The sequence below is a fragment of the Streptomyces sp. 8K308 genome (genome assembly GCF_004348315.1).
Lineage (GTDB): Bacteria > Actinomycetota > Actinomycetes > Streptomycetales > Streptomycetaceae > Streptomyces.
In genome coordinates this window covers 1-11,449 of record NZ_SMKC01000234.1, presented here as the reverse complement: position 1 = coordinate 11,449, position 11,449 = coordinate 1, and the positions used below count along the sequence as shown (strand labels likewise).

Genomic DNA, 11,449 nt, shown 5'->3' with positions numbered 1-11,449 from the left:
CGCCCCACGGCCGTCACCCCCCACCCACCGCCGGCGCCGCCGCGGTGGAGCCGCGGACCACCAACTCGGGTTGGAAGACGAACTCGGTGTGCTGCACCAGGTTGCCGCCTATCTCCTCGAGCAGGGTGTCGACCGCGGCGCTCGCCATGGCGCGCACCGGCTGTCGGAGGGTGGTCAGCGGCGGGTCGGTGAAGGCGAACAGGTCCGAGTCGTCGTAGCCGACCACGGACACGTCGGTCGGCACGTCGAGGCCGCGCTGCCGCACCGCCCGGATGGCGCCGAGCGCCATCATGTCGCTGCCGCAGACGATCCCCGTGCAGCCGGCGTCGAGCAGCGCGGCGGTGGCCGCCTGCCCGCCCGCCACGCTGTAGAGGGTGTGCCGGATGACGCCGCGCCCGTCGAGCTCGGCGGCGAAGCCCGCCACCTTGCGCTGGACGGGCACGAAACGCTGCGGGCCCACGGCAAGACCTATCCGCTCGTGGCCGAGCGCCCGCAGGTGGCGCACCGCGATCCGGGCGGCCGCGCCGTCGTCCGGGGAGACGAACGGCGCGTTGATCCGCTCGTTGAAGCCGTTGATCAGCACGAACGGCACGCCGCGACCGCTCAGCCTGGCGTAGCGCGCCGGGTCGGCCGTGGTGTCGGCGTGCAGTCCGGACAGGAAGACTATGCCGGTGACGCCGCGTTCGACGAGCTGGTCGACGAGTTCGTCCTCGGTGGCGCCGCCGGGCGACTGCGTGCAGAGCACCGGGGTGTAGCCGTGGCCGGCGAGCGCCTGCTCTATCACCTGGGCGAAGGCGGGGAAGATCGGGTTGGTCAGCTCGGGGATGACCAGGCCGATGAGCCCGGCGCTGCGTTGCCGCAGGCGCAGCGGGCGCTCGTAGCCGAGGACGTCGAGGGCGGCGAGCACCCGCTGCCGGGTGGCCGCCGCCACGCCCGACTTGCCGTTGAGCACCCGGCTGACCGTGGCCTCGCTGACCCGGGCCTGCTGGGCGAGGTCGGCGAGCCGGGCGGTCCTGGCGTCCGGGCCCGGCTCCGTCACCCCCGCCACCAGACGGTGGTGTCGGCCGGGAGGGTGGCTCCCTCCTGGCCGGGGCCGCTGGCGAGCAGCGGGCTGCCGGCCTGGGGCAGGATCTCGGGCAACTCCACGGGCTCTCCCGTGGTGTTGACGGCGCAGACCACGGCCGAACCTTCCCCGCCGACCCGCCTGAAGGCCAGCACGCCGGGCGGGGTGGGCAGCCACTCGACGCTGTCGCCCGCGCCGAGCGCCGGCTGCTCGCGCCGGATGGCGAGCGCCGCCCGGTACAGCTCGAGGGTGGCGGCGGGGTCGCCGGTCTGTTCGTCGACCGACAGCTTGCCCCAGGCCGCCGGCTGCGGCAGCCAGCTGCCGCCGCTGCCGAAGCCGTAGGAGCTGCCCTGCGCGGTCCACGGGATCGGCACGCGGCAGCCGTCCCGCAGGCCGTCCTGGCCGTCGCCGGCCGCGCCGTCGTGGTGGCCGCGCCGGAAGAACGCCGGGTCCTGGCGCACCTCGTCCGGCAGGTCGACGACCTCGGGCAGGCCGAGCTCCTCGCCCTGGTAGAGGTAGGCGGAGCCGGGCAGCGCCAGCATCAGCAGGGTGGCGGCCCTCGCGCGGGCCAGGCTGTCGCCGAGCCTGGTGCGGTGCCTGACGACGTCGTGGTTGGAGAGCACCCAGGTGGTGGGGGCGCCGACGGGGCGCATCGAGTCGAGTGAGCTGTCGATGACGCGGCGCAGCTCGGTGGCGTCCCAGGGGGTGGTCAGGTAGTGGAAGTTGAACGCCTGGTGCAGCTCGTCGGGACGGACGTAGAGCGCGGTTCGGTCGGCGTTGGGGGTCCAGGCCTCGGCGACGGCGATCCGCTGGTGCGGGTACTCGTCGAGGATCTTGCGCCAGGAGCGGTAGATCTCGTGGACGCCGTCCTGGTCGAAGAAGGGCAGCACGTCGGTGCCGAGCAGCTTGAGCTGGCCCGGCTGGCCCATGTCGGGCAGCCCGGCCGCCTTGATGAGGCCGTGCGCGACGTCGACGCGGAAGCCGTCGACGCCCATGTCGAGCCAGAAGCGCAGCACGGAGCGGAACTCGTCGTGGACGGCGGGGTTGTCCCAGTTGAGGTCGGGCTGTTCGGGCGCGAAGAGGTGGAGGTACCACTCGCCCGGGGTGCCGTCCGGGTTCTTCGTACGGGTCCACGCGGGGCCGCCGAAGATGGACTCCCAGTCGTTGGGCGGGAGTTCGCCGGTCGGGCCCTTGCCGGGGCGGAAGTGGTAGCGGTCGCGCAGCGGGGATCCCGGGCCCTGGCGCAGCGCGCGCTGGAACCACTCGTGCTGGTCGGACGAGTGGTTGGGCACCAGGTCGACGATGATCCGCAGGCCGAGGTCGTGGGCGTCGCGGATGAGCGCGTCGGCGTCGTGCAGGTCGCCGAACATGGGGTCGATGGCGCGGTAGTCGGCGACGTCGTAGCCCGCGTCGGCCTGGGGCGAGGCGTAGAACGGGCTGAGCCACACGGCGTCCACGCCAAGTGCGGCGAGGTAGGGCAGACGGCTGCGGATGCCGGGCAGGTCGCCCATGCCGTCCCCGTTGCCGTCGGCGAAGGAACGCGGGTAGACCTGGTAGATGACAGCGTCACGCCACCAGTCGGGCCGGCTCGGGGCGCCGGGGCTGGTCGGCTCAGGGCTGGTCGGCTCGGTGCGGTCGGCGAGGTGCTGTGTCATGTCATCCCTGTGTGGTTGGGGCCGATCAGGACGGCGTCTTGGCGGTGCCGGGTCAGGACTTCGTCGCGCCGGCGGTGAGGCCGGACTGCAGGTGGCGCTGCGCGTAGCCGAAGACGAGCGTGGCGGGCACGGCTATGAGCACGGCGGCGGCGGTCATCAGGTGCCAGTCCTGGGTGTGCTGGTTGACGAAGGTCTGCAGGCCGCCGGCGAGCGTGAGGTTCTCCTCGCCGGTCATGAAGGCGGTGGCGTAGGCGACCTCGGCCCAGGCGGTGACGAAGGTGTAGAAGCCGGTGACGGCGAGACCCGGCCTGGCCAGCGGCATGACGAGCCGCCAGAAGGTGCCGAAGGGCGAGAGGCCGTCGACCCGTCCCGACTCGTCGATGGAGACCGGGATGGTGTCGAAGAAGCCCTTCATCATCCAGGCGCAGAACGGCACCGCGATGGTCAGGTAGGTGACGACGAGCGCGACGGGCTGGTTGAGCAGGCCGTAGCGCGACATCAGGTTGTAGAGCGGCACGATCAGCACCGCCATGGGGAACATCTGCGTGATCAGCAGGGTCCACATCAGCGGGCGCATGCCGGGGAAGCGGAAGCGGCTGAGCGCGTAGCCGGTGGTGGAGGAGATCAGCACGCCGATGACGGTGGTGAGGAGCACGATCAGCACCGAGTTGCCGAACCAGGTGAGGAACTCGGTGTCGTTGATGACGTGGTCGTAGTTGTCGAGCGTGAAGCCGGAGAGGAACGAGAGGGTGAAGGTGTCGCTCTTGGGCTTGAAGGAGGTGACCAGCAGCCAGAGCGGGGGGAAGACCGCGATCAGCGCGGCGCCGAGCAGCGTGAGGTGGAGCCCGACGGAGGCGAGCCGGGAGCGCTCGCCGCGCCTCCTGGGGCGGCCTCGCCGCTGGTCCGGTCGGACGTGTGTCGTGATGTCGGCGGTGGTCATGGTCACCACACCTCTCCCTGCCTGCGGAGGGCCCTGCGGTAGCCGATCGCGAACAGCACCAGGAGCAGCAGGATGAGCACGCCCCAGGCGGCCGAGTTGGCGAAGTCGCGCGGGCTGGAGACGAAGGCGAGCCGGTAGGCCTCGGTCACCAGGATGTCGGTGGATCCGGCCGGCCCGCCCCGGGTCAGCAGGAAGATCACCGGGAACATGTTGAAGGTCCAGATGGTGCTCAGCAGCACCACGGTCATGCTGACGGAACGGACGCCGGGCAGCGTGATGTTGGTGAACCGCTGCCAGGGCCCGGCGCCGTCCATCTCGGCCGCCTCGTACTGCTCGGCGGGGATGGACTGCAGGGCGCCGAGCATGGCGATCAGCATGAACGGCACGCCGAGCCAGATGTTGACGGCGATGACGGCGACCTTGGCCCAGGTCGGGTCGGAGAGCCAGCTGATGCCCTCGACGCCGGCCTTGTCCAGCAGGCTGTTGAGGATGCCGTTGCGCTCGTTGTAGAGCATCCGCCAGGCGAAGACGGAGACGAACGCGGGGATGGCCCAGGGCAGGATGAGCGCCATCCGGTAGAGGGTGCGGCCACGGAAGGAGCGGTTGAGCATGACCGCCAGGCCCAGGCCGATGAGGAACGTGATGCCGACGCAGGCCACGGTCCACACGACGGTCCAGCCGAGCCGGTCCCAGAAGTCGCCGTCCTGGAGGATCCGGGTGTAGTTCTCCAGGCCGACGAACTCGTAGGTGGCCTCGATGGTGTTGACGCCGATGGTGCGCTCGACGTTGGCCTCGTCCGCGTCGGTCAGCGAGAGGTAGACGCCGCGGACCAGCGGCCAGCCGATGATCACCGCGATCACGGCGACCACCGGGGCGATCATGGCCCAGGCGTACCAGTAGGTGGCGAGACGCCGGCGCAGCGGCCCTGGCGCGCGGTCCGCGCCCCGGCCGCGGCGGGGGCCGCGGGCGCGCTCGGCGCCCGCGGCCTGGGCTGCCGGGGCGGTGCCCGGCGCGTTCACGGTGTCAGCGGCCATGGTTCCAGCCCTCCCCGCGCACGTCTCACTGCCAGTCTTCGAGCAGGTCGCGGTAGGCGTCGCCGGTGTCGGCGGCCGCCTCATCGGGCGAGGCGGAGCCGGTGAGCATGGCCTCGATGGAGATTTGCAGCGGCTCGAAGAGCGACTGGGCCTGCGGGATCCAGGGGCGCTCGTGCGCCACGTCCACGGCGGGCTTGAAGAACTGCACCATCTCGTTGTCCAGCACGGACTGCTCGGCGTAGACCGACTCGCGGGTGGGGAGCAGGCTCAGCTCCTCGGTGATCCGCTGCTGGACGGCGGCGGAGCTCATGTAGCGGACGAACTCGAAGGAGGCCTCGGCGTCCGGGGTGCCAGCGTAGACGCCGTAGTTCCAGCCGCCGAGCGGGGCGCCCTGCGCCTGGCCGCCGGCGGGGACGGGCGCGACGCCGAGGTCGTCGCCGAGGGCGGCGGTGGCGTCGGCTATGGCCCAGGGGCCGTTGATCATCATGGCGACCTCGCCCTCGGCGAAGCCGGACATCATGTTCTCCCAGCCGTCGCTGGTGTCGGTGATGCCGGCGCCCGACTCGATCAGCTGGTTCATCCGGGCGAAGGCCGCGGTGCCGGCCTCGTCGTCGATGGTGACGCGCTGCGCCTCGTCGTCGACCAGGTCGCCGCCCTCGCCGTAGAGGAAGGGCAGGAACCAGTAGGCGTCGTCGCCGCGCACGTAGAGCGGGGTGACGCCCTGTTCCTCGAAGGCGGGCAGCGATGCCTCGATGTCGTCGAGCGACTCGGGCACCTCGACGCCGGCCTCCTCGAGCAGGCTCCGGTTGTAGAAGAGCGCGAGGGTGTCGGTGACCTGGGGGACGGCGTAGGTCTGTCCCTCGTACTGGGTGCTGGCCCACGCCTGGTCGAGGAAGTCGTCCTGGTTCTCGACGGCCGCGGTGTCGTTTAGCGGGTAGAGGTAGCCGAGGCTGGCGAAGTCGGCGACCCAGGCGACCTCGGTGCGCATCACGTCGGGCGCCTCGTTGGCGCCGGCCGCGTTCTTGAACCGGTTCTGCGCGTCGTCGAAGCCGATGTTGACGTACTCGACGGTGACGCCCGGGTTCTCGGCCTCGAAGTCCTCGGCGACTGCCTGGAAGACCTCGGCCTCGGTCTCGTTGGAGGTGTCCCAGAAGGTGACGGTGCCGGTCAGCTCGCCGTCCGCGCCGTCGTCACCACCGGAATCGCCGTCGTCGCTGCCGCAAGCCGTTGCGGCAAGAGCCAGTGCCGTGACCGCGGCTGTCATCCCTATGCTGCGCCGCATGTGAACTCCTTCAAGCGTTACCCCTGTTACGGGGCGAGGCGTTCCGCCCCGCTGCGTCGCGCCACTGCGGCGCCGGGCTGGCAGGAACGTAACAGTGGGGCAATGTTTTGGAAAGACCTTGCGGCAACTTTCTGCAAGGCAAGCGCCAGCGTGCGCTGAGCGTGCGTCCAACGCCCACCTCCCACCGCAGGTGGGCACGCCGGTTCCGCTGCGGGTACAGTCCGGAGCTGTGACCGCACGGCTTGCCGACATCGCAGCCCAGGCGGGGGTCAGCGAAGCGACGGTCAGCCGGGTACTCAACGGCAAGCCCGGTGTCGCCTCCGCCACCCGCGAATCCGTGCTGACCGCACTCGACCTGCTGGGGTACGAGCGGCCGGCGCGACTGCAGAAGCGGAGCGCGGGCCTGGTCGGGCTCATCACCCCGGAGCTCGAGAACCCCATCTTCCCGGCGTTCGCGCAGGTCATCTGCCAGGCGCTGACCCGGCAGGGCTACACACCGGTCCTCGCGACCCAGACGCCCGGCGGATCGACGGAGGACGAGCTCACGGGGATGCTGGTGGAGCGCGGGGTCGCCGGCATCATCTTCATCTCGGGCCTGCACGCCGACACCAGCGCCGACATGGCGCGCTACGAGCGGCTGCGCGGGCACGGCGTGCCGTTCGTGCTGATCAACGGCTTCTCGCCGAAGGTGCGGGCGCCCTTCGTCTCACCCGACGACCGGGCGGCGATGCGGCTCGCCGTCACGCACCTGGCCTCGCTCGGCCACCGGCGGATCGGCCTGGCGCTCGGCCCGGCCCGCTTCGTGCCGGTGCGGCGGAAGATCGAGGGCTATCTCCAGGCCATGCGAGAGGAGTTGGACGTCCCGGCGGAGGAGGCCGGCCGGGACGTGGAGCACTCGCTGTTCACGCTGGAGGGCGGCCAGGCGGCGGCCGGCGCCCTGCTCGACCGCGGCTGCACGGCGGTGATCTGCGCCAGCGACATGATGGCGCTCGGCGCGATCCGCGCGGCGCGGCAGCGTGGGCACGCGGTCCCCGAAGGCTGCTCGGTCATCGGCTTCGACGACTCGCCGCTGATCGCCTTCACCGACCCGCCGCTGACGACGATCCGCCAACCGGTCCCGGCCATGGGGCAGGCCGCCGTCCGCGCCCTCCTCGAGGAGATCGGCGGCACCCCGGCCCCACCAAGCGAGTTCGTCTTCCTGCCCGAACTCGTGGTCAGGGGGTCTACCGCGGCGGCGCCTCAGGGAGCCTCCGGCGGGCGACGCGGACCGTGAGCCGGTCGGCGCACGCGCGGCGCGTGCCGCGGCCAAGCCGCGCAGCGACCTCGCGCCCTAGGGGGTTGCTCCACCCGTGGGACGAGGGGGCGGGGGGAAGAACACACCATGGGATGATCGGCGGGCCGGAGGTGCTCTGGCAGACTGTCTGCCCATGGGGGCAAGCGGCGTCACGGTGAAAGAAGAGCAAGAGCAAGTGGAAGCGGCCAAGCCCGTGACCGACCGGTCGGCAGCGGACCCGGCCGCACGCCCGAGACATCTGGCCAGGCTGCGCGTCCCGCACCGACCCAAGCTCTGGTTCGAGCTGCTGCTGATCGCCGTCAGCTACGGGATCTACTCCGTCATCCGCAACGCCGCCCCCGCGCAGGTCGACGAGGCGCAGCGGCACGCCCGCTGGATCTGGGACCTCCAGGGGCAGCTCGGCCTCGACTTCGAGCTCGCGGTCAACCACGCCCTGGCGGGCGCGACCTGGCTCATCGTGCCGCTGAACTACTACTACGCCACGCTGCACTTCGTGGTGACGCTGGGCGTGCTCGCCTGGCTCTTCCGCAGCCATCCTGGGCGCTACGGCGCCACCCGCCTGGTGCTGTTCGCCACCACCGGCGTGGCGCTGGTCGGCTACTACTTCTTCCCGTTGGCACCGCCCCGGCTGATGGAGGGCATGGACTTCATCGACACGGCGGCCGTCCACCAGACCTGGGGCTCGCTGTCCACCGAGGGCACCACCATGGCCGAGGTGTCCAACCAGTACGCGGCGATGCCCTCCATGCACATCGGCTGGTCGCTGTGGTGCGGCATCACCATCGCCGCGCTCGCCAGGCCGCTGTGGCTGAAGATCCTCGGGACGCTGTACCCGGTCTTCACGCTGCTGGTGATCGTGGCCACCGCCAACCACTTCTGGCTCGACGCGGTCGGCGGCATGCTGTGCCTGGCCTTCGGCTACCTGGTCTCCCGACTCTGGTACGGCCGTTGGTGCTACCGGCTGCCGCGCCGCGTCCCGCCGGAGCCCGCGGCCCCCGACGAGACCGCCGCTCACCCCTCGTAGAACAGCTGCTCGACGACGCCCCTGGCGCGCCGCGTGGTGCGCCGGTAGTCGTCCAGCATCCGGCCGACCTCGCCCGGCTCGTAGCCCAGGTAGCGGGCCACCGCCGCGGTCTCGCGCGGGTCGCTGGGGAACGAGTCGAGCGGCCGGCCGCGCACCAGCAGCACCGCGTTCCGCACCCGGGAGGCCAGCACCCACGCCTCGTCGAGCACCGCCGCCTCCTCATCGGAGAGCAGGCCGGCGGCGCGGGCGGCGGCCAGCGCGCCCCTGGTCCTCGTGGTGCGCAGCGCCGGCACGGCGGCGCCGTGCCGCAGTTGCAGCAGCTGGACGGTCCACTCGACGTCGGAAAGCCCGCCGCGGCCCAGCTTGGTGTGGGTGGTGGGGTCGGCGCCGCGCGGCAGCCGCTCCGACTCCATCCGGGCCTTGAGGCGGCGGATCTCGCGCACCGGCTCCTCGCCGAGCCCGTCGGCCGGGTAGCGCAGCGGGTCGACGAGCTCGACGAAGCGGGCGCCCAGGTCGGCGTCGCCGGCCACCGGCTCGGCGCGCAGCAGCGCCTGGCTCTCCCAGACCAGTGACCAGCGGCGGTAGTAGGCGGCGTAGCTGGCGAGGGAGCGGACCAGCGGCCCGTTGCGGCCCTCCGGGCGGAGCGCGGCGTCGATCAGCAGCGGGGGGTCGATACTCGGCAGTTGCAGCAGCCGGATCATCTCGTTGGCGATGGCGAACGCGACCTTGGCGGCCTCCTGTTCGTCGACGCCCTCGCGCGGCTCGTGGACCAGGATCACGTCGGCGTCCGAGCCGTACGCCAGCTCGTGACCGCCGAACCGGCCCATGGCGATGACGGCGAGCCTGGTGGGCGGCTCGGCACCGTCCGGCGTGGTCGCCGTGGTGGCCGCGCGCAGGGCGGCGGCGATCGCGGCGGCGTTGATGTCGGTGACGGCGTCGCCGACCCGGTCGAGCACCGCGCCCGGGTCCTCGGTCGCCTGGCCGCCCTCGGGCGGGAACGCGTCGATGATGTCGGCGGCCGCGGTGCGGAACAGCTCGCGGCGGCGGATGCCGCGCGCCACGGCGACGGCCTGCTCCGGCGAGCCGGCGCGGCCCACGGCGGCCAGCGCCTCCTGGATGAGCGCCGACCGTTCGCGAGGACGAAGGCCCGCCGGGTCGCCGAGCAGCGCGACGGCCTCGGGGGCGCGCAGCAGCAGGTCGGGCGCGAAACGGCCGGCGGACAGCACCCGGGCCAGGTTCTCGGCCGCCGCGCCCTCGTCGCGCAGCAGCCGCAGGTACCAGGGGCTGGTGCCGAGCTCGTCGGACACCTTGCGGAAGTTGAGGAGGCCGGCGTCGGGGTCGGCCGAGTCCGCGAACCGGTCGAGCAGCACCGGCAGCAGCGTCCGCTGGATCGCCGCCTTGCGGCTCACGCCCGCGGCCAGCGCCGAGAGATGACGCAGCGCGGCGGCCGGGTCGGCGTAGCCGAGGGCCACGAGCCGCTCGCGGGCGGCCGCCTCACCGAGCCGCACCTGCCCATCGCCGCCGAGGCGGGCGACGGCGTCGAGCAGCGGGCGGTAGAACAGCTTCTCGTGCAGCCGGCGGACGGCGGCCGTGTGCCGGCGCCAGGCCGCAGTCAGCTCCTGGACCGGCTCGCCGAGGAAGCCGAGCGAGCGGCCGAGCCTGCGCAGCTCCACGTCGTCGGCCGGCATCAGGTGGGTGCGGCGCAGCCGGTGCAGCTGGAGACGGTGCTCGACGGTCCGCAGGAAGCGGTAGGAGGCGTCGAGCGACGCGGCGTCCTGCCGGCCGACATAGCCGCCGGCGGCCAGCGCCGCCAGCGCGTCGAGGGTGGTGGCGTGCCGCAGCTCGGGGTCGGTGCGGCCGTGCACGAGCTGGAGCAGTTGGACGGCGAACTCCACGTCGCGCAGCCCGCCGGGGCCGAGCTTGAGCTCCCGCTCGGCGTGCGCGGCCGGGATCGACTCCTCGACCCGACGGCGCATCCGCTGCACGTCGGGTACGAAGTTCTCCCGCTCGGCGGCCCGCCACACCAGGGGCGCGACGGCGGCGCCGTACTCGGCGCCGAGGTCGAGGTCGCCGGCGATCGGGCGGGCCTTGAGCAGCGCCTGGAACTCCCACGTCTTGGCCCAACGGCGGTAGTAAGCGAGATGGCTCTCCAGGGTGCGGACGAGCGGACCGTTGCGCCCCTCTGGCCTGAGGTTGGCGTCGACCGGCCAGATCGTGCCCTCGGCCGTGGTGTCGGAGCAGATCCGCATCATGCGGGCGGCGAGCCGGGTGGCGGCCTGCAGCGCCGGGCCCTCCTCGACACCCTCGGTGGGCTCGGCGACGAAGATCACGTCGACGTCCGACACGTAGTTGAGCTCGCGGCCGCCGCACTTGCCCATGCCGATGACCGCGAGCCGGCAGGCGGCGGCGTCGGCCGGCGCCTCGCGTCTCGCCATGTCGAGCGCGGCGCGCAGCGTCGCGGTGGCGAGGTCGGCGAGCTCGGCGGCGGTCTCGGCGAAGCTGGTGGTGCCGGTGATGTCGCGGGCTGCGATGGTCAGCAACGCCCGGTAGTAGCGGACGCGCAGCGCGTCGGGGTCGGTGGCGGGCGCCAGCGCGACCTCGAACTCGGCGGTACCGGGGTGCAGGTCGGCCGTCTCGAAGGCAACCAGCGCCTGCCACTCGTCCGGATGCCTGGCCAGCCGGTCGCCGAGCCCCTCGGAGGCGCCGAGCACCCCGAGCAGCCGGTCGCGCAGCGGCTTGGCGGCGAGCAGGGTGTCGAGCAGCGGCGCACGCTCGCCGGCGGGCAGCGCGTCGACGAGGCGGGCCAGCGAGCGGAGCGCGAGATCCGGGTCGGCGGTGGCGCCGAGCGCGTCGAGCAGCGGGCCGTCGGTGGCGACGGGGCGCAGCGTGGGGCTGTCGAGCAGCTGCTCCGCGGTGCGGGGGGCGGTGAAACCCCGGCGCAGCAGTTGCCCGAAACGGCTGTCGCGTCGCCCCTCGACCGGCACGGTTCGTCCCCTCTGCGGTGTCTGACTCGATCCGTCGTCGAGCGTACGCCTTGCCTTTCGCTGCGCTGTGCGTGGGCGATGGCCCACCGGTTCGCCGCCGGGACGGCCCGGCGGCCGGGTCCGCGGCGGCTGCGCCGCCGGGTGCTGCCAGGCGCTCCGCGCGGGATTTTCCC

General features: G+C 72.6%; 8 protein-coding genes. 2 read left to right on the top strand and 6 right to left on the bottom strand.

Going from position 1 to position 11,449, the window contains the following annotated elements; translation table 11 throughout:
- Positions 1-13: 13 nt before the first annotated feature.
- From E1265_RS25720 to E1265_RS25700, 5 genes are read right to left on the bottom strand one after another with little or no spacing between them, the layout of a single operon-like run.
- Complete coding sequence (locus E1265_RS25720) at positions 14-1,048, bottom strand: LacI family DNA-binding transcriptional regulator (protein ID WP_132933393.1); 1,035 nt, start codon at positions 1,046-1,048, stop codon at positions 14-16.
- Positions 1,036-2,718: a glycoside hydrolase family 13 protein gene (locus E1265_RS25715; protein WP_132933392.1), complete on the bottom strand. Its 1,683-nt coding sequence runs from the start codon at positions 2,716-2,718 to the stop codon at positions 1,036-1,038. The genes E1265_RS25720 and E1265_RS25715 overlap by 13 nt, the downstream gene beginning before the upstream one ends.
- A gap of 52 nt (positions 2,719-2,770) precedes the next feature.
- The gene (locus E1265_RS25710; protein WP_207931202.1) at positions 2,771-3,658 is read right to left on the bottom strand and encodes a carbohydrate ABC transporter permease; all 888 of its coding nucleotides are present in this window, start codon (positions 3,656-3,658) and stop codon (positions 2,771-2,773) included.
- A gap of 2 nt (positions 3,659-3,660) precedes the next feature.
- Entirely contained in the window at positions 3,661-4,692 is a 1,032-nt protein-coding gene (locus E1265_RS25705; protein ID WP_132933391.1) for a sugar ABC transporter permease, read from the bottom strand.
- 25 nt (positions 4,693-4,717) lie between these two features.
- Positions 4,718-5,974: an extracellular solute-binding protein gene (locus E1265_RS25700; RefSeq protein ID WP_132933390.1), complete on the bottom strand. Its 1,257-nt coding sequence runs from the start codon at positions 5,972-5,974 to the stop codon at positions 4,718-4,720.
- Positions 5,975-6,203: 229 nt separating this feature from the next.
- On the opposite strand from E1265_RS25700, the gene E1265_RS25695 reads away from it, so the two are divergent.
- Both E1265_RS25695 and E1265_RS25690 read left to right on the top strand, forming a co-directional pair.
- On the top strand, positions 6,204-7,247 hold the full coding sequence (locus tag E1265_RS25695) for a LacI family DNA-binding transcriptional regulator (RefSeq protein WP_132933389.1): 1,044 nt from the start codon (positions 6,204-6,206) through the stop codon (positions 7,245-7,247).
- 154 nt (positions 7,248-7,401) lie between these two features.
- Entirely contained in the window at positions 7,402-8,292 is an 891-nt protein-coding gene (locus E1265_RS25690; RefSeq protein ID WP_132933388.1) for a phosphatase PAP2 family protein, read from the top strand.
- Here the strand turns inward: E1265_RS25690 and E1265_RS25685 are convergent.
- On the bottom strand, positions 8,280-11,276 hold the full coding sequence (locus tag E1265_RS25685) for a bifunctional [glutamine synthetase] adenylyltransferase/[glutamine synthetase]-adenylyl-L-tyrosine phosphorylase (RefSeq protein WP_132933387.1): 2,997 nt from the start codon (positions 11,274-11,276) through the stop codon (positions 8,280-8,282). The genes E1265_RS25690 and E1265_RS25685 overlap by 13 nt on opposite strands.
- Positions 11,277-11,449 lie beyond the last annotated feature (173 nt).

Bases quoted from the DNA above. Each gene is read 5' to 3' on its own strand.
- E1265_RS25715 (WP_132933392.1), bottom strand. From the start codon at position 2,718: ATGACACAGCACCTCGCCGACCGCACCGAGCCGACCAGCCCTGAGCCG.
- E1265_RS25710 (WP_207931202.1), bottom strand. From the start codon at position 3,658: ATGACCACCGCCGACATCACGACACACGTCCGACCGGACCAGCGGCGA.
- E1265_RS25705 (WP_132933391.1), bottom strand. From the start codon at position 4,692: ATGGCCGCTGACACCGTGAACGCGCCGGGCACCGCCCCGGCAGCCCAG.
- E1265_RS25700 (WP_132933390.1), bottom strand. From the start codon at position 5,974: ATGCGGCGCAGCATAGGGATGACAGCCGCGGTCACGGCACTGGCTCTT.
- E1265_RS25690 (WP_132933388.1), top strand. From the start codon at position 7,402: ATGGGGGCAAGCGGCGTCACGGTGAAAGAAGAGCAAGAGCAAGTGGAA.